We start from the raw sequence: 19,169 nt of genomic DNA on the forward strand, positions 1-19,169 counted from the left end.
ACGTTGGCGACAACGCTGGCCAACCAGACCCGGAGCATCCGTGCCAAGGGGCGTCGCCGTACCTAAAGCTTGTTACGCAACCACCGACGCAACTGCCAGTGGCATTTGCAAGCTTGGCAAGCTTCGCGGATACCGACTCAGGCGCCGATGGCGTTTGAGTGGTTTGCGATGTCCGGCGTGACACGGTGCTACGGGCAACCGCGCTGTGCTTCGGCCTGGTTACTTGCTTCGGCGCTTCGACCATGATGCTAGGAAGCGAGGTGGCGGAGCCTGTTGCGGTTTGCGACATTGCCGTGCCGCTTAGGCCGCACAGCAGTTCAATCGATAAGACAGCGACAGCTGGGCTTGCAACGAAGAGTGACGAAAACCTCACGCCTATGTCCTCCCAAAACTGGGACGGGCATGCCATCCCGATACGCACGGTAGCACATATTCAACTGGCCAAAATTCGAATTAGCACACTTCAAATTCAGCTTAGGACACTTGGGGTTAAATACGGACAGTACCCGCCGCCCCATAGGAGCGCATCGTGATCTTGGGCCAATCGGGAACATGACGCGGTTCGCTTGGGCTGATGTCCGAGAAGGGTCAAAACCGGCCCTGACGGCCCCGAAACGCCACTTCCGGTCTACCCCAAGGAACGGACATCATGAGACCGGCCCAGTTGGTCCGGTTCGTATCATAAGCAGACACCATCCGCATGGCGGGGTCGCGCCTTAATAATCGGGCCCGATTATTGCAGACATAATGATGACCGCCGGCATAGGCTTGCTGGCCGCGATGGGGCAGCGATCCTTGAGAGGGAGCGGCGTATGGTAAGTAAAGATCACATCGTGATGCGACGTGTGGCATCGACCATCATTGAAAGGAGTATTTCATGAAAAAGGCGTTTTTCGTTTCCTGCGCGGCTTTGGCTGTGCTCGCAGCGCCCGCGTTCGCCGAAGAGCTGACCGGCACCTTGCAGAAGATCAAGGACTCCGGCACGATCACGATCGGCTATCGCGAAACGTCGATGCCGTTTTCATACATCGACGACAGTCAGAACCCGATCGGTTTCGCCTTGGATATTTGCGACAAGATCGTGGATGAGGTGAAAGCGACGCTGAAGCTCGACAAGCTGAAGATCGAACTCACTCCCGTGTCGTCGTCGACACGTATTCCGCTGATCGGCAACGGCACCATCGACCTCGAATGCGCCTCGACGACGAACAATCTGGAGCGCGAGAAGCTGGTGGCGTTCACGCATACTTATTTCCTCACTGCCAACCGGTTCGTTGCCAAGATGTCGAGCGGGCTCAAAACCATCGACGACCTCAAGGGCAAGACGGTCGCCTCGACTTCGGGTACGTCCAACATCAAGGAACTCTTTGAGGCAAATACGTCGCGCCACCTCGGCATGACGATCCTAACGTCGAAGGATACCGCAGAAGGCTTCCTTTTGGTCGAGACCGATCGTGCCGACGCCTATGTTATGGACGACATTCTGCTCGCCGGCTTGGTGGCGAGTTCAAAGACTCCGCCAGCCTATGCGATCTCGACGGACGAATTTGCCGTTCCAGAGCCCTATGGCATCATGCTGCGGCGGGACGATCCTGTGTTCAAGGCCGTTGTCGACCGGGCAACCACCAAACTCTATACCAGCCCTGCGATGGCAGCGCTTTATGCTAAATGGTTCACTTCGCCCATCCCGCCGAAGGGCATCAATTTCAATTTCCCCATGACGCCTGAGATGCAAAAGGCCTTCGCGCATCCAAACGACAGCGGCGATCCCAAGGCTTACTGATCTCGGCGAGAACCTCGGTAAATGTCACCCGGTGCGACAAAATTTGTCGCACAGTGTCGCACAGCACCGGTTTGTTCTCGTTATTTTTGGGATAAGCCTTGAAGGCTTGATAGTTTGCGCACGAACGCGTCTCCACGGGAATTCCCTGCCAAAGAATATAACAGGGAAATTCGAGGCGAGAAACCGCTGTGCTGCAGCGACTTTTCTATCTTCCGTCCGCGGACTGTCAGTGAATTTATTTCACGGAACAGGGAAATTTTTCTGCAGTATCACGGAATTTAAACCGACAAGCGCGCATGTCGTAGCAATGTCTGCTTTAGAAGCAAAAGCAGTCATCGTACGATCTCAACACCACGTCCGTTCCGGGTCAAACTCGGCCCTCGGACCGCAACAGAGCTAGGTCCGTTCACCTCCTTATAGCGGACTTGCGGTGACAGAACCGGCATGACCGGTTCGCGCCATGAGCGGAAGTCGCGCTCATTCGACCGACGTCGTCGGCCGAAGTGACGGTCGCGCGACGCGAATAAAGCTGACGGTTTGGACCGGTCTTTCAGTCACATTGCCTAGTTACGTCTTAGCCGACGCCCCAGGCCAGCGCCAAAGCAGCATCCTGTCGGCTAATCCGAGTGCATTGAAGGGGTCAGAAACCGCGTTCGCTACGGCGCGACAGCGATATAATTAATGCTGGCCACGACAGCGGCAAGCTGGACCGCATTGCTCAGCATGCCGCCCCAATGCAGCCGTCGCAGCCGGCGCACGGCATCGGCATCGCCTGCATCCCTGTCACTGAGCCGGGCATCCATCTGCCGTAAGAACCAGCGGCGCGACGAGACCGCGAAAGCCGCGATCAAGCCAATGCCAATGGCCAAACCCAGACGACCAGTCACGGCAACGGCTATCGTCCCGATGACACCGGCAATGGCCACCGTCAGGAAATAGCCACTGAACATGGCGCGCAACAGAAGGGCGACAGCCGGGATGTCCAGCTTCACCAGCAGAAAGGCCGGCGCCGCCAGCAGGAAATAGATCATCGGAAGCAGCAGGATGATGGTGGCGAACAGGGCGACGTTATCTGGCATCCTCCGAAATCCCTTTCTCTCCCCAGCCGGGCAGGGGTTTTCCGGCAGCATTCAATATCGCCTCGACCTATCACCGACACCATTGGGCTTTGGTCGGATGCGATATTGAACTGCTCACACGAGGTTTGTTCAAGACAAAATGACCGCTTCGGATCATTCGCGTCGATCTCCCCACTTCCGCGAAATGTCCGGTCATCGGCCAATCTCGGACCTGCCCAACAGCTCACCGCAACACGTGCCGGGGAAGCCACAGCGATACCTCGGGGAGATAGGTGACGACCATCAGCACGAAAAACATCACCGCATAGAACGGCCAGATCTTGCGCATCACCTGTTCGATGGTGACCTTGCCGACCGCGCAGCCGACGAACAGGATTGCGCCTACCGGCGGGTGGCATAATCCGATGCCGAGATTGAGCAGCATGATCATGCCGAAATGAACCGGATCGACGCCGAAATTCTGCATCACCGGCAGAAGGATCGGCGTTGCGATCAGGATCGACGGCGCCATGTCGACGAGGGTGCCGAGCACCAGCAGCAGGATGTTGATCAGAAACAGGATGACGTATTTGTTGCTGGATATCGACAGAAAGAATGCCGTCATCTTGGCCGGCATTTGCGTCAGCGCCATGATGTAACCGACGCTTGACGCGCATGCGATCAGCGTCAGCACCATCGCGACGGTACGCAGTGTCCGGTGCAGCAACACCGGCAGGTCGCGCCAGCGGTAGTCGCGGTAGATGAACATCGTCACGAAAAACGCCCAGATGCAGGCGACCGCGCCGGCCTCGATCGCGGTAAAGACGCCCCCTAAAATACCGCCGAGAATGATGACCAGCGTCACCATCCCCCAGGCCGCGTCGATCGTGATCTTGATAGCGTCTTTCGCCTGAACGCTCTGGCCGCGCGGATGCTTGTCGCGATAGGCGATGACGAGACAGAGGATGATCAACGAAAAGCCGAGCAGCAGCCCCGGAAACACCCCGGCCATGAACAGCGCGCTGATCGAGATGGTGCCGCCGGTTGCCAGCGAATACAACACCGCGTTGTGGCTCGGCGGCACCAATAGCGCCTGAACCGAAGCGGTGATGGTCAGGTTGGTCGCGAACACGCGGGGGAACCCGGCCTTCTCCATTTGCGGGATCATCACCGAGCCGATCGCGGAGGTGTCTGCCACGGCTGAGCCCGAAATGCCGCTCAGGAACGTCGTCGCCAGCACGTTGACGATGGAAAGGCCGCCGCGCACGCGGGTAAATCCAACCAGCACGTCGGCAAATGCCACGAGGCGACGCGCCATGCCGCCTTCCGCCATGATCGCGCCCGCCAGCACGAAAAACGGGATCGTCAGCATCGCCACCTTGCTGACGCCATCGGAGATTTTCAGCATCACCGCTTCCAGCGGAATACCGATCGACCACGCGCCCGCGATCGCGGCCATCGCCAGCGAATAAGCAATGGGCATGCCGATCAGGAAGCAGATCAGCATGGTGGCAAGCAGAATGAAGATGTCCATCGATGGCTTCCTAGCGGATCATTCGAACGGCGCGGTTTCGTGGCTTGACGGCAGTGGATCCGGAGGGGCGCCCAGAAAAATGCGCTCGATGATGAAAAGCAAAAGGCAGACACCGCCGATCGGGATCGGCAAATAGGTGACGCCGACCGACAGGAACGGAAAATCCGCAATGGTGTTGTGCCAGGTCACTTCGACCAGCCGCTCGCCCCACACGATCATGAAGGTCGCGATCAGCGCCATCAGCAATTGCACGACAAGATCGAGCAGCCTGCGATATTTCGCCGGCAGCTGGTCGGCGAAGTAGGAGACGTTCATGTGCAGGTTGAGCCGGTATCCGGCCGCAGCCCCAATGAAGGTCAGCACGATGGTCAGCAGCACCGCCATCGGCTCGGGCCAGGACGCCGCGCTGTTGAGCACGTAGCGGGTGAACACCGCCCAGGGGATAATAGCCGAAATCAACACCAGCGCGGTGCAGCCGACGATGACACACAGAAGATAGAGGTAGTCCATCGTGCGGCGAAATAATCCGGCCATTCCCTTGAGATTCCCGTTTTCCCAACCCAAAAAGGCGCTAGCGGTCCGCGCGACCCGCGCGGATCGCGTGAAACGTCGATCAAATCGCCTGGATGCGCTTGATCATGTCCTGGTATTTGGGGCCGTATTTGTCCCACACCGGCTTGACCGCATTCTGGAACGGCGCCTTGTCCGCAATTTCAACGATCTCGCAGCCCGCGGCCTTTGCCTTGTCCATCGCCTGCTGCTCGTATTTTTTCCAGAGCTCGCGCTCTTCCATCTGCGCCTCGCGGGCAAATTTCTGGATCAGGCCCTGATCGTCGGGCGAAAGCTGCGCCCAGGCCCGCTTCGAAAATACCAGCACTTCGGGAATGATCAGGTGTTCGGTGAGGGAGTAATATTTCGCCGCGGTATAATGGTTGCTGAAGACATAGCTCGGCGGGTTGTTCTCGGCGCCGTCGATGACGCCGGTCTGCAGCGCACTGAAGACCTGATCGTAGCCCATCGCGACGCCGTTGCCGCCAAGCGCGTTCATCATGTCGACGAAGATCGGATTGCCGATGACGCGGAATTTCAGGCCTTTGACGTCCTCGATCGTCTTGATCGGCTTCTTGGTGTTGTAGAGGCTGCGCGCGCCGGAATCCATCCAGCACAGTGCGACCAGCCCGGCGTTGGGGCTGGCCGTGATCTTGTCGAGCAGCTCCTGACCGATCGGCCCATCCATCATCTTTTCGGCGTGTGTGGTGTTCTTGAACAGGAACGGCATGTTGACGACATTGATGTCATCGACGATCGGTCCCATCGCTCCGACGCTGACCCGCAACATCTGGATCGCGCCGATCTGGGTCTGCTCGATGGTCTCTTTCTCGCCGCCCAATTGCATCGACGGATACATCTGGATCGAAAGCCGTCCGTTGGTGGCTGCCTCGAGTTTTTTGCCCAAGTTCTCGGTCGCCGCCACGGTCGGATAACCGGGGGGCTGAACGTCGGATGCCTTGAACACTGATTTTGTCTGTGCGCGCAAAGGCGATAACGGCGCAAGCGTCGCCGCCGCCCCAAACCCAGCACCCAACTTCATAAAGTCGCGACGTCTCATGAGAACCTCCCTGGAATGCGATTGATCTTGCGTCTTTTTTGCGCGGCTTCTTTTTCGCGGCCGCGTCTATTACTCTGCTTCTAACTTTGCTTGTCGAAGAATTCCGGATTGATGTTTTGCGTGGTGGAAATGTTGTCGAGAAGCCGATCGAGATGGAATTCCATCGCGCTTCTCGCAGCCACAAGATCGTGCCGCTCGATCGCGGCGAGGATGGCCTCATGCTCCTCGATCACGCGCGGGATCCGTCCTTGCTGCGGCAGAGTCAGCAGGCGATAGCGATCGACGTGCACCTTGACCTGAAGGATCAGCGTCCAGATGCCCGGATATCCCGCGACCTCGGCGATGGTCGCATGGAACATCTCATCGGCGCGATGGAATGTATCCTTGTCCTTGGCCGCGCTTGCCTCGCGCTGACGCTGCAGGATCGCATGCAGGCCGAGGATCTGGCTCGCCGTCGCGCGCTCCGCGGCCAGTTGCGCGGTGGTCGCCTCGAGCGCCTTGCGAATGATGATGGCTTCCGGCAGCGCCGCGATCGGAATGCGCGAGACGAAGATGCCGGACTGCGGAAATATTTCCAGCAGGCCTTCATCCGACAATTTCAGGATGGCTTCGCGCACCGGCGTACGGCTCACGCCATAGGACAGCGCGATTTCGGCTTCCGAGATGACTTCGCCTGGAAGCCGCTGCAACGACACCAGCTCGGTGCGAAGATCCGAATAGATCTTTGACGCAGCCGTCGCCGCGCGCGGCCGGCCGTTGCGGCGATGCACGGCTGGTGCCGAACGTGCGGTGGCTTCGGCCTTTTTGGTCGCGCGTGGGGGCATGCTTGCTCTCGAATGCAATTGATATATTAGTATATGAACCGGCTATGGCAAAGATAAAATGGCCGGCGCGCCCGCTCAACTGCATGTTTCGCGGGTTGGTTGTCCGAAGTCGCGACGGCGGTCGCGTATCTGCCCTCGGATGCGGCAAGCTATGTCAGCGGCAGCACTCTGTTTGTCGATGGCGGCTGGACGCCGTTGAGCGGCCGCCGACGGGACTCACGCAGGTGGCGAGATAGAGACACGAAGACGGCTAAACGTCGAATGACGCGCGATGGAAGACGATTGCTGGAGCATCCAGGCTCTGCGAGGTGTGAACAGGTTGTCGGCCTCCGACGCGCGTAAAAAAGATTTTAATGGTGACGGTGCGGTTGTCTCTTATCTATAGGACAAGGAGAAAACCATGAAACTTACAACAATAGCGCTGGCAACAGCCTTCACTCTGACAAGCACGTTTGCGCTCGCGCAAGCTCCGGGATTGGGTGGGTACGGAACCGTCACGGCTCCCTCGATAGGTTCGTACCAGGGTACGGTAGGCACGACAAACGTAGTTCCGACGTGGAGAAACACTGGCCCTGCAGCGCCTCTGCCCAGCGCCCCTACCGCCGGCAACAATTTTGCACGTTCCGGTAACGCGTTTGCGCGTCGGATGTCCGGGCTTCGCAGGTAAAAGAAAACCCGCATTTGCTCTCTCGGGAGCTTCGCTCGGTCACCGCAATGTAGCCGGTCAGTTCGCTGGTCGGGAGGGGTTAGAGTATTTTCGACCCGCTGATAAAACCTGCACGTTCGCGCCGCTTGCGCTGGCCGTCGCCGATCAGCAAATCGATCAGCAGCTGAGCCTCTTTCGCGTGGGCGGCCCGCGTCGCCACGGCCGCCGTGTACATGGTCGACAGTTCGCATCCCTTCGGCAGCGATCCCGACAACATCACGCCCGGCGTGCTGATGATCTCGGTCGATTGTGTACAGCCGATTGGCCTCTTGGCATCGGAGGCCGCCAAATGCCGCATCGCGGTCGCGCCGTTCGGATAGATTCTTAGGCGGGCCGCGACCTCATCGGCGATCCCAAGCTGCTCAAGCACTTTTGCGACGTGAATTCCGGCCGTCGACGCCTTGGTGTCGGGAACGAAGATCGCGTCCGCGGCGAGGAAGGCGGCGCGCAGCGCTGACGCATCGGCTGCCACGACTTGCGGATCGCCGGCGCGGACCGCGAGCGCGGTCTCGACCAGCCCGATGTCCGCTATCGATGCGCGCGTGACGAGATTCTCGCTCGCCAGATCGGCGATGATTTTCGCGGTCAGGATGATGATGTCCGCGGCCGCGCCTTTGCGCAATTTGTCGGCCATGGCGCCGACCGCGCCGAATTCTCCTGATATCTCGAAGCCGGTCTTCTCCTTGAAGTCAGGTGCGAGACTGGCCACAAGCCCCTGGGCCGCGCCGCCGCTGAGAATGTTCAAATTCGTCATGAGGTCAATTCCATCGCCGCGATCAGACTGTCGCGCGTGATCGGGAGATTCCGCACGCGCACACCGAGTGCATCGAACACAGCGTTGGCAATCGCCGCGGTGACCGGGCCGTGGGCGGCTTCGCCCGCGCCGAGCGGTTCGCTCTCGGGCCGCTGGATCAATTCGATCTGCACCTGCGGCACCTCGCTGAAGCGAAGGATCGGATAATCGGTCCATGAGTTGCTGGTAATGCGTTCCCTGTCGAAGCGAACCTGTTCTTTCAAGACCCAGCTGGTGGCCTGGATCGCGCCGCCTTCGATCTGATTAATGACGCCGTCGGGATTGATGGCCTCGCCGACATCGACCGCGATCGTCAACCGTTTGACGCTGACATCCTCGGCGCCCTCGATTTCGGCCACGACAGCGCAATAGGCGCCGGTGTTCTTGTAACGCGCGAAGCCGAGGCCGTGGCCGATGCCGGCTCGTTTGTCCGGCTTCCAGTTCGCGCGCCTGGCGGCCAGGCGGATCACGTCCTTCGCCCGCTCATCCCTCAAGTGACGCAGCCGGAAGGCGACCGGATCCTCGCCGCGTTCGGTCGCCAGCTCATCGAGAAAGGATTCGATGGCAAAGACGTTGCCTTGTGCGCCCAAAGTCCGCAGCGCGGAGGTGCGGACCGGCATGGTCAGCAGGCGATGGCATTCGATCTGCCACGACGGGAAGTCATACAGCGGTACCGAGTTGCGATCGGCGCCGCCGCCATTGGCCTGCGCCGGGTTGGTCGAGATCATGCGCGGAAACGGATTGGCCAGTTCGGTCGCCGCAAGCAAGGCCGGCTGCGCCGCGCGCCCCGGCCGCGCGGTGTGGCCGTTGCCCCAGATGCTGTGCCGCCAACCGACGATATCGCCTTGCGCATCGAGATCGGCCTCGATCTCGATCGCCATCGCCGCGCCGAACGGCGCATGCGACATCTCGTCCGCCCGGGACCATTGCACGCGGACCGGCCGGCCACCGGCCGCTTTTGCCAAAAGAACCGCGTCGAGCGCGACGTCGTCGGCGGCGTTATGGCCGTAGCAGCCGGCGCCTTCCATATGTTCCACCGTGATGCTCTCGAGCGGCAATTTGAGCACCAGCGCGAGGTCGGCGCGGAGAAAATAGACCCCCTGGCTGTGGGTCCAGACGCGGACGCGATCCCCGCTCCACTGCGCCATCGCGCAGGACGGCGCGATCGAGGCATGCGCGAGATAGGGGCGAGTATATTGCCGCCGGATCGTGCGGCTCTTTTCGGCTGGCGCGGCAGCCGTTCTCGTGTCGATGATGGTCGACTCGGCCGGCTGGGATTTTAGCCATTCCGCAAGCCCGGACTGATCGGGCAGCGTTTCACCCGGTGACCACACCGCGCCCTTGCGCAGCGCCTTCAATGCGGCTTCCGCACCATCCTCGGTTTCGCTGACAACACCGGCAAAATTTCCGTCGCGCACGATCGCGACTAGGCCGGCGACGGCGCGCGTGCCTTCCGCATTCATCGCGGTGAGTTTGGCGGCGGACATCTCCGATCGCAGCACGCGGCCATGCAACATCCCCGGCAGCGCCTGGTCGTGAATGAAGCGCGGATGCGCAAAAACCTTGTCGGGAATGTCCAGTCGCTGAACCGAACTTCCGGCCAGCGTCCGTTGCGCGGATGATTTTGGTGTCGCACCGGGCGTTGCCTCGCGGTCGAGCGAGATTTCGTCGGCGAGTTCCCAAAAACTCGTCCGCACATTGCCCGGACCCGAGATGGTGCCGTCGCTGATCTCAAGCGCGCCGCTATCGACGCCGAGGCGATCGGAGGCGGCGGCGAGAAAGATTTGCCGGATTTCGGCGCAGGCGTGGCGGATCGCGCGGCCCGATTGCTGCACCGAAAGGCTGCCTGAGGTGACGCCCTCGTTGGGACTTGCAGCCGTCGACGCGCGGATCATCTGCACGCGGCCGATATCGACATCGAGTTCGTCGGCGGCGATCTGGGCGAGCGCCGTCACGATGCCCTGGCCGATCTCCACCTTTCCCGGCGAAACCGTCACGCGCCCGTCAGAGGAGAAACGGACCCATGACGACAGCACAGGGTTGGCCGCAAGGCTGACCGGCAATTTCGCCGCGGGCGGGGAGGGCGCAGGGCTAGTCATGGGGCCGCCATCTCGGCCGCGGCGCGCAGCACCGCCCGCACCATCCGGTTATGCGAGCCGCAACGGCAAAGATTGCGATCGAGCGCGCCCCTCACATCCGCCTCGGACGGTTTTGGGTTTTGCTTCAACAGCGCCGCCGCGCTGATCAGGATGCCGGGAACGCAATAGCCGCATTGCAACGCCTGTTCGGCGATGAAGGCGCGCTGCAGCGGATGCGGCTTTTGCGGGGTGCCCAATCCCTCGATGGTGGTGATGTCCTTGTCCGCGACGGACCACAGCGGCGTGTCGCAGGCGGCGACCGCGTGGTCGCCGACGATGACGTTGCAGGCGCCGCATTCATTGGCGCCGCAGCCGAAATGCGCACCGGTCATGCGAAGCGGCCCGCGCAGGGTGGCGAGCAGCGAATTATCGGGATCGGCGTCGATTTCGGTCTCGACGCCATTGAGGCGAAATCGAATGCGCGGCATCGAAAAGGAAACCTGTCGTTTGACCCTATTGCGGCCGGTCGGGAAATCGTTTCACGACCTCGGCCCACTTCATGATATCGCCGCGCAGATATTTGTCGAACTCTTCCGGCGTCATGGACATCGGCTCCGCGCCCTGTTCCTTCCAGAGCTTTACGATGTCCGGCCGTTTTGTCGCTTCGTTCACGGCGGCATTGAGCTTATCGATGACAGGCTTCGGCGTGCCGGTCGGCGCCATCAATCCGAGCCAGATCGTGGCCTCATAGCCGGGAACGCCGGCTTCGCTCGCCGTCGGCACATCCGGCAGCACGCCGGAGCGTGTCTTGCCGGTGGTGGCGAGCGCCCGCACCTGGCCGGCGGCGACGTTCGGGGCCATCGTGGTCACCGCGTCGATCATCATCTGCACCTGTCCGCCGATCACGCCGCTTCTCGCCTCGCCGCTGTTGCGGTAGGGAACATGCACGACGTCGATGCCGGCCATGGCTTTGAACAATTCACCGGCCATGTGATAGGGCGTGCCCTGGCCTGACGACGCGTAGTTCAGTTTTCCCGGCTGCGATTTGGCGAGCGCGATGAATTCGGCCAGCGTCTTTGCCGGTACTTGCGGGTGCACGACGATCACGAGATCGGAATAATTGATCGGCGCGATCGGCGCCAGATCGCGCATCAACTCGTATTTGCGCTGCGGCATCAGCGATTCGTTCGCGGTCTGGGTATTCGACATCATCAGCAGCGTGTAGCCGTCGGGCGGCGATTTGGCGGCCTCGACCGTGCCGATCACGCCGCCGGCCCCGGTCCGGTTCTCGACCACGATCGGCTGGCCGAACTTCTCCTGCAGGATGTTGCCGACAAGCCGCGCCGTCACGTCGGCCGGCCCGCCGGCGCCGAAGGGAACAATGATCCGGATCGGTTTTGTCGGATAATCCTGCGCGAAACATGGTGCAACAAGATTTGGCGCTGCAACAAGAACTGCCGCTAACGCAAACGCAAACCTTGGGGCCGTCATTTCAATCTCCCGAATTCTTCTTGGCAAATCTTTCCATCAAGTCTAGCTGCAGGGATGATGTGCTGTCGACGAAAGACTCGCTGCGCGCTGCAGGAATAAAAGATAACTTCCGGGGTACCGTTCCCGCCCCAACATGCCGGATATTAAGCCGATGAAAAACGCCAGGATTTCGCGCCGCGACGTGCTCAAGGGGTCAGGCGCATGGCTTGCGGGAGCGGCGTTGTCGACCCGCGTGATGGCGGATGCACCGCCGGCGGAACCGGTGACGCCTGATTTGATCGAGGCCGCGAAGAAGGAAGGACAGGTCATCTATTACACCTCGACCGATTTGCCGGTCGCCGAGAAACTGGCGAAAGCGTTCGAGGCGAAATACTCAGGGATAGCCGTGCGTGTCGAGCGCACCGGCGCCGAGCGCGTGTTCCAGCGCATCGGCCAGGAATATTCCAGCAACATTCACGCCGTCGATGTGGTGAATTCATCTGACGCCGCGCATTTCATCGTCTGGAAGCGCGACGGCATTCTGGCGCCTTATGTTCCCGAGGACGTCGCAAAATTCTATCCCGCCGAGCACAAGGACGCAGACGGCCAGTTTGCGAGCTGGCGCGTCTGGCTTTCGATCATCGCCTACAACACCAATCTGGTGAAACCTGAAGAGGCGCCGAAGAGTTTTGCGGATTTGCTCGATCCCCATTGGAAGGGCAAGATCGTCAAGGCGCACCCGGGCTATAGCGGCACCATCATGACCGCGACCTATCAGATGCAGCGCGATCTCGGCTGGGGCTGGTTCGAGCAATTGGCAAAACAGAATATCATGCAGGTGCAGTCCTCGGCCGATCCGCCGAAAAAACTCGATCTCGGCGAGCGCGCGGTCATGGCCGACGGCAACGAGTACAATATCTTGCAGATGAAGGAGGCGGGACGCCCGGTCGAGCCGGTTTATGCCAGCGAAGGTTCGCCGCTGATCATCGGGCCGAACGGCATCTTCAAGTCCTCGCCCAATCCGAACGCCGCAAAACTGTTCCAGTCGTTCTGCTTCAGCCGCGACGCGCAACAGCTCATCATCGATGTCGGCGGCCTGCGCTCGGTGCATCCGCAGACGCAGGAGAAGCCGGGGCGCAAGCCGTTCAGGGACATCAAGACCATGAAGGATGACGCGGCCGCGGTGGAAAAAGAAGGCGACACGATCAAGGCGCGCTACACAAAAATCTTCCACGTTTGACGCGCCGGCGGCGATGATGACATTCCAACTGCCAAAGACCTCCGTCGCCGAAACGCTGGCGCAAAAGATCGTTGCATTGAAGGCTGGCGACCTTCCGATGTCGACCACGCGCAAATGCGAGGATTTGCTGATCGACGTCGTCGGCTTGTGCGTCACCGCGCGCAACGAAGACTACGTCACAAGCGCGCTCTTAGGCTCCGACGATGACGGCCCCTGCACGGTGATCGGCCACAAGCGGACGCTGACCGCGTCGGGAGCTGCTTTTGTCAACGGCACCGCCGCGCATGGCGAGGATTTTGACGACACGTTTGAGGGCGGCCCGGTGCATGCCGGCGCGGTAATCGTGCCCGCGGTGCTCGCGGCCTGCGAGCGGCACAATCCCGACGGCCAGATGGCGCTGATCGGCATCGCGGTCGGCACCGAAGTTCTCTGCCGGCTGAGCCTCGTGGTGCCGAAGGCCGTCCACAAGGCCGGTTTTCACCCGACCGCGATTTTTGGCGCGATGGGGGCTGCCGCCGGCGTCGGCACAGCCCTCGGCCTTGACGCCAGACAGATCGTAGATGCGCTCGGCATCGCCGGCAGCATGGCTGGCGGCATCATCGAATATCTCGCCGAGGGCGCTTGGACCAAACGGCTGCATGCCGGCTGGGCGGCGCAATCGGGCATTCGGGCGGCGCTCCTGGCGCGGCAGGGATTTGTCGGCCCGCGCACGGTGTTCGAGGGCGTGCATGGGCTGTTTCATGGTTTTGCCCATACCACCGACGGCGATTACGAGGCGCTGACCGGCGATTTCGGCATGCGCTGGGTGACGGACACGCTGGCGTTCAAGCCTTATCCCTGTGGAACGATGGCGCAGCCTTACATCGATTGCGCCAGGCGGCTGGCAGCGCGCGGCGTCAGGCTTGAGGACATCACAGAAATCGTCTGCGAGGTGGCGGAGGGGACGGTGCATCGGCTCTGGGAGCCCTTGGCCTCCAAGCAGCGCCCGCGCAACGGCTATGCCGCCAAATTCGCAACCCCCTATCTGCTGGCGGCCGGGTTCGTGCATGGCGGCGTCGGGCTCGGGGCGTTTACGGAAAAGGCGATCGGGGACGCCGACGTGCTCGCGCTGGCGGCAAAAGTGAAATTTGTGATCGACCCGCAAAATCCGTACCCCGCCAGCTATACCGGCCATCTCAGGGCAACCCTGAAGGACGGCAGCGTGGTCGAGGAACGGCAGCCTCATTTGCGCGGCGGCGCGCAGGAGCCGCTGACCCGGCAGGATGTCATGCAAAAATTCGCACTCAACGCGCTACATGGTGGCTGGACCACGGCGCAGAGTGATGCGACGTTAGGGTTATTGGCGGCGCTTTATAATGGCCGCATCGATTTGAGCACGTTACGAAATTAATTGTCGTCATGGCCGGGCTAACGCGCGAAGCGCGTCTTCGCGCAGATGTCCCGGCCCTCCCACGCCTTTGTTTAGCGAAGGAAGACGTGGCCGGGCATGACGTGGAGGGGCAAACATGGACGAACTCACCGGCAAAGTCGCCATCGTCACCGGCGCCGGACGCAACATCGGCCGCGCCATCGCGCTGGCGCTGGCGGAAGGCGGCGCGTCCATCGTGGTCAATGCGCGAACCAACCGCGCCGAGGCGGAGGCCGCCGCGCGCGAAATTGAGACCCTGGGCGTCAAGACGCTGGTCCACATCGGCGACGTTGCCGATCCCAAGGCGGTCCAGGCGATGGCGGAAGCGGCAGTGACGCAATTCGGCCGCCTCGATATCCTCGTCAACAACGCGGCGCTGCGGCGGGAAAAACCGTTCGCCGAGATGGACTATGCCGAGTGGCGTGAAATCCTCGATGTCACCCTCGATGGCGCGTTTCATTGCACAAAAGCCTGTCTGCCGGCGCTGCGGACGAGCGGGGCGGGCACCATCGTCAACATCGGGGGCTTAAGCGCGCATACTGGCGCTGCGAATCGCGCCCATGTGGTGACGGCAAAAGCCGGGATCATCGGACTTACCCGCGCGCTGGCGCACGATTTGGCCTCCGACGGCATCACCGTGAACTGCGTCGTTCCCGGGCTGATCGGCACGCCGCGCCCGAAGGGCAAGCCCGAACCTGCGCATCATCTGACCCACCAGACCATCACCGGCGAACGCGGCAAGCCCGAAGATGTCGCGGCCGCGGTGCGATTCCTCTGCAGCCCGGGCGCGCGCTACATTACCGGGCAGGCCATCCACGCCAATGGCGGGGCCTATCTCGGCGCCTGATGCATGGCTTGCTCGCCGATTCAGCGGAGCATTGCCGGATAAATGCGCTCGGCGGGCCCGGATTTTGATGTTAACCATAGGCGCATGAACAAACCGGCAAAAATCGAGATCCGGCATTCCACCTGTCCGCACGATTGCCCGTCGGCCTGCGCGCTCGATGTCGAGGTGATCGACGGTTCATCGATCGGCCGGGTGCGCGGCTCCAAATTGCAGACCTATACGGCGGGGGTGGTCTGCGCCAAGGTCGCGCGTTATGCCGAGCGTATCCATCACGCCGAGCGGCTGATGTATCCGCTGCGCCGCACGGGCGCGAAGGGCTCCGGGCAGTTCGCGCGGATTTCCTGGGACGAGGCGCTGGACGAGATCGCGGATCGGTTCAACAAGGCCGAGCGCGAGTTCGGCGCGCAATCGGTCTGGCCCTATTACTATGCCGGCACCATGGGGCTCGTAATGCGCGACGGCATCAACCGCCTCGCGCATGTGAAGAAATATTCCCGCTTCTATTCGACGATCTGCGCCAACATCGCCCGCGTCGGATATGCTATCGGCACCGGCAAGATCGCCGGCGTCGATCCGCGCGAGATGGGCGTCTCCGACCTGATCGTGATCTGGGGCACCAACCCCGTGAACACCCAGGTCAATGTGATGACGCATGCGATGCGCGCGCGCAAAGAGCGCGGCGCCAAGATCGCGGCGATCGATATCTACAACAACGACACCGTGAAGCAGGCCGACGTCAAGATCATCCTGCGGCCCGGCACCGACGGTGCGTTTGCCTGCGGCGTCATGCACGTCTTGTTCCGCGAAGGTTTTGCGGATCGCGACTATATGGAGCGCTACACCGATTGCCCCGGAGAACTCGAGGCGCATCTTGCGACCCGCACGCCGGAATGGGCGTCTTCCATCTGCGGCGTGCCGGTCGAAGAGATTGAGGCGTTTGCGCGTCTGGTCGGCCAGACAAAACGCTCGTTCTTCCGCCTCGGCTATGGTTTTACCCGGAGCCGCAACGGTGCCGCACAGATGCACGCGGCGCTGTGCATTCCGGCGGTGACCGGCGCCTGGCAATATGAGGGCGGCGGCGCGTTCTTCAACAATTACGCGATCTGGAAGTTCAACGAATCGATCATCGAAGGCCATGACGCGATCGATCACTCGACGCGGCTGCTCGATCAGTCCAAGATCGGACGCATCCTGACCGGCGACGCGGAAGCGCTGCAGGGCGGACCGCCGGTCAAGGCGATGCTGATCCAGAACACCAATCCGATGACAGTGGCGCCGGAGCAGACCTTGGTGCGCCAGGGCTTTGCCCGCGAAGATCTGTTCATGGCGGTGCACGAGCAGTTCATGACCGAGACCGCCGCGATGGCGGACATCGTCCTGCCCGCGACGATGTTCTTGGAGCATGACGATCTCTATTACGGCGGCGGTCATCAGCATATTTCGGTCGGCGCCAAATTGATCGAGCCGCCCGGCGAATGCCGCTCCAACCACGAAGTGCTGCAAGGCCTCGGCCGCCGCCTCAATGCCGTGCATCCCGGTTTCGACATGTCGCCGCGCGAATTGATCGACGCCACGCTGAAAAAGAGCGGCCATGGCGACATCGAGACGCTGGAAGCCGACCTCTGGCGCGACCTGCAGCCGGATTTCCGCACCGCGCATTATCTCGACGGCTTTGGGCATGCCGACAAGAAATTCCATTTCAAGGCGGACTGGGCGCATCCGCCGTTCGGCAAGCGGATGGGCGAATTCGAGAAGATGCCGTCGCTGCCGGATCACTGGACCATCATCGAGGAAGCCGATGATGCCCATCCGTTCCGGCTCGCGACCAGCCCCTCGCGCTCTTTCCTCAACACCTCGTTCAACGAAACGCCGTCGTCCCAGGCGCGCGAAGGCCCGGCCTCCGTCATGATCCATCCGCTCGATGCGGCGGCGCTCGGAATTGCCGAGGGCGAGGCCGTCACCTTGGGCAACACGCGGGGCGAGACCACGCTGATCGCCCGATTGTTCGACGGCGTGCGCCGCCGCGTGCTGATCGCCGAATCGGTCCACCCGAACCGCGACCATATCGGCGGCCGCGGCATCAACACGCTGACTGGCGCGGAAGCCGTGGCGCCGATCGGCGGCGCCGCCTTCCATGACAACAAGGTCTGGATCAAGAAGGCCGCCCCATCAGCCTAAATCTCGCTTGCTCTCGTCAGCGATCCCATCGCAAATACTTAGCCGGGAGCATAACGAACAGGCGAGCAGGCCATGACTGACAACAGCGTGATTCTCGAAAAGCGTGGGCAGGCGTTCTGGATCACCATCAACCGGCCGGACAAGCGCAACGCGCTGAACGCCGAGGTGATCGCCGGCCTCGCCAAAGGCTATCGCGATGCCCATGACGACAAGGATGTCCGTGTCATCGTCGTGACCGGTGCGGGCGACAAGGCGTTTTGCGCCGGCGCCGATCTGCAGAACAGCGGCGCCGCCTTCGCGATGGATTTTTCCAAACCCAATGCCGATTACGCGGACCTGCTGCGGCTGTCGCAGAACGCCACAAAACCTTCGATCGCGCGGGTCGGCGGCGTCTGCATGGCCGGCGGCATGGGGCTGTTGTGCATGACCGACATGGCGATCGCGGCCGATCACGTCATCTTTGGGCTGCCCGAAGTGAAGGTTGGTGTGTTTCCGATGCAGGTGATGAGCCTGTTGCAGTCGATCGCGCCGCCGCGATTGGTCAACGAATGGGCGCTGACCGGTGAGCCTTTTGATGCGCTGAAAGCACAGGCCGCGGGCCTCCTCAACTATGTGGTGCCGGCCGCCGAGCTCGACGCCAAGGTCGACTGGCTGATCGGACGCATCGTGGATAAATCTCCGACCGCGATCCGGCGCGGCAAATACGCCATGCGTGCGATTGCCTCGATGTCGTTCGATGAAAGCATCGCCTACACCGAAAGCCAGATCGCAATTCTGGCGATGACCGAAGACGCCAAGGAGGGCCTCAAAGCCTTCGGCGAAAAGCGCAAGCCTTCTTGGACGGGGAAGTGAGCTCGCAACTTCGGGTGGGCAAAGGCGCGTTTGCGCCGTGCCCACCGTCCGGCACTCCACGCGTGACGGGCTTTCGGAAATACAGATTCGATTGTCAAACAGCGAGAGGATGTACGTCCGCATTCTCGCGGCGCGATGCGCCCGAGTTTTGCGTCGATTTCCACCCTCTCAAGGAACAAGAGGGCGCAGGGAAAGCCGGGTGCGCGCTGCACCCGCGGTCTCGTGTGCAAAAATGCACAAAAAAACGCACACGAGCATACAGGTTCAGCGGAGGCAATCCGGCTTTCCCTGCGCGGTGGTTTACCAGCTTATTCCGTGCTCTCCCCGGTGACCGGGCTTTCTTGCCACCGTCATCCCCGAGAAGCTTGCTTCTCAAGAACTTGACGCCAGCATCGGGGCGCCAGGACCACACGGCTTCGCCGTCCGCGACAACAGCGTTCGTCATTTGCTGCCTTCGCGTCCACCGCATCCCACCGCGCGTTCGTGACGATCGCGATCCGCCCCTCTCATCGGGTGAGACGGGGCAGAGTCATAGAGATGATTTGCCCGACGGGTTAAGCGGAAATTTGCCCGTCGGGTTGTTTTGTCGCACGCGGCGCGTCAAGACTTCGCCTGCGCGCGAGGCGAAGCGGTTCACGCTTCGCAATATCAGCCTGAAGGAATCACGGGGGAGGCGAGGAGCTTGGACGACGAGCGGGCTGCGGCGTGCGCTCGACCCACTGGATCGTATAGCAAGTAGCCCGCATGAGCGCAGCGATATGCGGGTATGGGTCCCTGCTTTCGCAGGGA

Annotated in this window: 15 protein-coding genes and 1 pseudogene; 7 read left to right on the forward strand and 9 right to left on the reverse strand. The window is 61.4% G+C overall.

The annotated features are described in order from the left end of the window. Positions 1 to 877 precede the first annotated feature (877 nt). On the forward strand, positions 878 to 1,783 hold the full coding sequence (locus tag B5526_RS29350; protein ID WP_079543259.1) for an amino acid ABC transporter substrate-binding protein: 906 nt from the start codon (positions 878 to 880) through the stop codon (positions 1,781 to 1,783). 656 nt (positions 1,784 to 2,439) lie between these two features. Here B5526_RS29350 and B5526_RS29355 read toward each other — a convergent pair. From B5526_RS29355 to B5526_RS29375, 5 genes are all read right to left on the reverse strand, one after another. Next, on the reverse strand, positions 2,440 to 2,862 hold the full coding sequence (locus B5526_RS29355; RefSeq protein ID WP_079543260.1) for a hypothetical protein: 423 nt from the start codon (positions 2,860 to 2,862) through the stop codon (positions 2,440 to 2,442). Between the two features lie 223 nt (positions 2,863 to 3,085). After that, positions 3,086 to 4,375: a TRAP transporter large permease gene (locus tag B5526_RS29360; protein ID WP_079543261.1), complete on the reverse strand. Its 1,290-nt coding sequence runs from the start codon at positions 4,373 to 4,375 to the stop codon at positions 3,086 to 3,088. 18 nt (positions 4,376 to 4,393) lie between these two features. After that, positions 4,394 to 4,909, reverse strand: coding sequence for a TRAP transporter small permease (locus B5526_RS29365; RefSeq protein WP_079543262.1), 516 nt, complete (start codon positions 4,907 to 4,909; stop codon positions 4,394 to 4,396). 79 nt (positions 4,910 to 4,988) lie between these two features. After that, positions 4,989 to 5,984, reverse strand: coding sequence for a TRAP transporter substrate-binding protein DctP (dctP, locus tag B5526_RS29370; protein WP_079543263.1), 996 nt, complete (start codon positions 5,982 to 5,984; stop codon positions 4,989 to 4,991). Positions 5,985 to 6,064: 80 nt separating this feature from the next. Further along, positions 6,065 to 6,808: a GntR family transcriptional regulator gene (locus tag B5526_RS29375; RefSeq protein WP_079543264.1), complete on the reverse strand. Its 744-nt coding sequence runs from the start codon at positions 6,806 to 6,808 to the stop codon at positions 6,065 to 6,067. Between the two features lie 102 nt (positions 6,809 to 6,910). Between B5526_RS29375 and B5526_RS39625 the strand changes: the two are divergent. Beyond that, positions 6,911 to 7,044: pseudogene (locus B5526_RS39625) on the forward strand (SDR family oxidoreductase); the annotation flags it as partial. Positions 7,045 to 7,554: 510 nt separating this feature from the next. Here B5526_RS39625 and B5526_RS29385 read toward each other — a convergent pair. From B5526_RS29385 to B5526_RS29400, 4 genes are read right to left on the reverse strand one after another with little or no spacing between them, the layout of a single operon-like run. Continuing rightward, the gene (locus B5526_RS29385) at positions 7,555 to 8,268 is read right to left on the reverse strand and encodes a molybdate ABC transporter substrate-binding protein (RefSeq protein WP_079543265.1); all 714 of its coding nucleotides are present in this window, start codon (positions 8,266 to 8,268) and stop codon (positions 7,555 to 7,557) included. After that, complete coding sequence (locus tag B5526_RS29390) at positions 8,265 to 10,406, reverse strand: xanthine dehydrogenase family protein molybdopterin-binding subunit (RefSeq protein WP_079543266.1); 2,142 nt, start codon at positions 10,404 to 10,406, stop codon at positions 8,265 to 8,267. Before B5526_RS29390 ends, B5526_RS29385 begins: the two co-directional genes overlap by 4 nt. Beyond that, positions 10,403 to 10,873: a (2Fe-2S)-binding protein gene (locus B5526_RS29395; RefSeq protein WP_079543267.1), complete on the reverse strand. Its 471-nt coding sequence runs from the start codon at positions 10,871 to 10,873 to the stop codon at positions 10,403 to 10,405. Before B5526_RS29395 ends, B5526_RS29390 begins: the two co-directional genes overlap by 4 nt. 25 nt (positions 10,874 to 10,898) lie before the next feature. Then, the gene (locus tag B5526_RS29400) at positions 10,899 to 11,876 is read right to left on the reverse strand and encodes a tripartite tricarboxylate transporter substrate binding protein (RefSeq protein WP_079543268.1); all 978 of its coding nucleotides are present in this window, start codon (positions 11,874 to 11,876) and stop codon (positions 10,899 to 10,901) included. A gap of 151 nt (positions 11,877 to 12,027) precedes the next feature. On the opposite strand from B5526_RS29400, the gene B5526_RS29405 reads away from it, so the two are divergent. From B5526_RS29405 to B5526_RS29425, 5 genes are all read left to right on the forward strand, one after another. Further along, on the forward strand, positions 12,028 to 13,095 hold the full coding sequence (locus B5526_RS29405) for an ABC transporter substrate-binding protein (RefSeq protein WP_172842134.1): 1,068 nt from the start codon (positions 12,028 to 12,030) through the stop codon (positions 13,093 to 13,095). A gap of 16 nt (positions 13,096 to 13,111) precedes the next feature. Continuing rightward, complete coding sequence (locus B5526_RS29410; protein ID WP_154071518.1) at positions 13,112 to 14,485, forward strand: MmgE/PrpD family protein; 1,374 nt, start codon at positions 13,112 to 13,114, stop codon at positions 14,483 to 14,485. A 115-nt stretch (positions 14,486 to 14,600) separates the two neighbouring features. Beyond that, positions 14,601 to 15,350 carry a 3-oxoacyl-ACP reductase family protein gene (locus tag B5526_RS29415; protein WP_079543270.1) on the forward strand — a complete coding sequence of 250 codons (750 nt, stop codon included), beginning with the start codon at positions 14,601 to 14,603 and terminating at the stop codon, positions 15,348 to 15,350. An 84-nt stretch (positions 15,351 to 15,434) separates the two neighbouring features. Next, complete coding sequence (locus B5526_RS29420) at positions 15,435 to 17,528, forward strand: molybdopterin oxidoreductase family protein (RefSeq protein WP_079543271.1); 2,094 nt, start codon at positions 15,435 to 15,437, stop codon at positions 17,526 to 17,528. Between the two features lie 72 nt (positions 17,529 to 17,600). Beyond that, on the forward strand, positions 17,601 to 18,380 hold the full coding sequence (locus B5526_RS29425) for an enoyl-CoA hydratase/isomerase family protein (RefSeq protein WP_079543272.1): 780 nt from the start codon (positions 17,601 to 17,603) through the stop codon (positions 18,378 to 18,380). The last annotated feature ends 789 nt before the right edge of the window (positions 18,381 to 19,169 follow it).

Origin of the sequence: Bradyrhizobium lablabi (assembly GCF_900141755.1) — a bacterium.
GTDB classification, from domain to species: Bacteria; Pseudomonadota; Alphaproteobacteria; order Rhizobiales; family Xanthobacteraceae; genus Bradyrhizobium; species Bradyrhizobium lablabi_A.

What these genes read in the sequence shown, in the direction of transcription:
- B5526_RS29350 (WP_079543259.1), top strand. Translation starts at nt 878, where the DNA reads ATGAAAAAGGCGTTTTTCGTTTCCTGCGCGGCTTTGGCTGTGCTCGCA.
- B5526_RS29355 (WP_079543260.1), bottom strand. Translation starts at nt 2,862, where the DNA reads ATGCCAGATAACGTCGCCCTGTTCGCCACCATCATCCTGCTGCTTCCG.
- B5526_RS29360 (WP_079543261.1), bottom strand. Translation starts at nt 4,375, where the DNA reads ATGGACATCTTCATTCTGCTTGCCACCATGCTGATCTGCTTCCTGATC.
- B5526_RS29365 (WP_079543262.1), bottom strand. Translation starts at nt 4,909, where the DNA reads ATGGCCGGATTATTTCGCCGCACGATGGACTACCTCTATCTTCTGTGT.
- dctP (WP_079543263.1), bottom strand. Translation starts at nt 5,984, where the DNA reads ATGAGACGTCGCGACTTTATGAAGTTGGGTGCTGGGTTTGGGGCGGCG.
- B5526_RS29375 (WP_079543264.1), bottom strand. Translation starts at nt 6,808, where the DNA reads ATGCCCCCACGCGCGACCAAAAAGGCCGAAGCCACCGCACGTTCGGCA.
- B5526_RS29385 (WP_079543265.1), bottom strand. Translation starts at nt 8,268, where the DNA reads ATGACGAATTTGAACATTCTCAGCGGCGGCGCGGCCCAGGGGCTTGTG.
- B5526_RS29390 (WP_079543266.1), bottom strand. Translation starts at nt 10,406, where the DNA reads ATGACTAGCCCTGCGCCCTCCCCGCCCGCGGCGAAATTGCCGGTCAGC.
- B5526_RS29395 (WP_079543267.1), bottom strand. Translation starts at nt 10,873, where the DNA reads ATGCCGCGCATTCGATTTCGCCTCAATGGCGTCGAGACCGAAATCGAC.
- B5526_RS29400 (WP_079543268.1), bottom strand. Translation starts at nt 11,876, where the DNA reads ATGACGGCCCCAAGGTTTGCGTTTGCGTTAGCGGCAGTTCTTGTTGCA.
- B5526_RS29405 (WP_172842134.1), top strand. Translation starts at nt 12,028, where the DNA reads ATGAAAAACGCCAGGATTTCGCGCCGCGACGTGCTCAAGGGGTCAGGC.
- B5526_RS29410 (WP_154071518.1), top strand. Translation starts at nt 13,112, where the DNA reads ATGACATTCCAACTGCCAAAGACCTCCGTCGCCGAAACGCTGGCGCAA.
- B5526_RS29415 (WP_079543270.1), top strand. Translation starts at nt 14,601, where the DNA reads ATGGACGAACTCACCGGCAAAGTCGCCATCGTCACCGGCGCCGGACGC.
- B5526_RS29420 (WP_079543271.1), top strand. Translation starts at nt 15,435, where the DNA reads ATGAACAAACCGGCAAAAATCGAGATCCGGCATTCCACCTGTCCGCAC.
- B5526_RS29425 (WP_079543272.1), top strand. Translation starts at nt 17,601, where the DNA reads ATGACTGACAACAGCGTGATTCTCGAAAAGCGTGGGCAGGCGTTCTGG.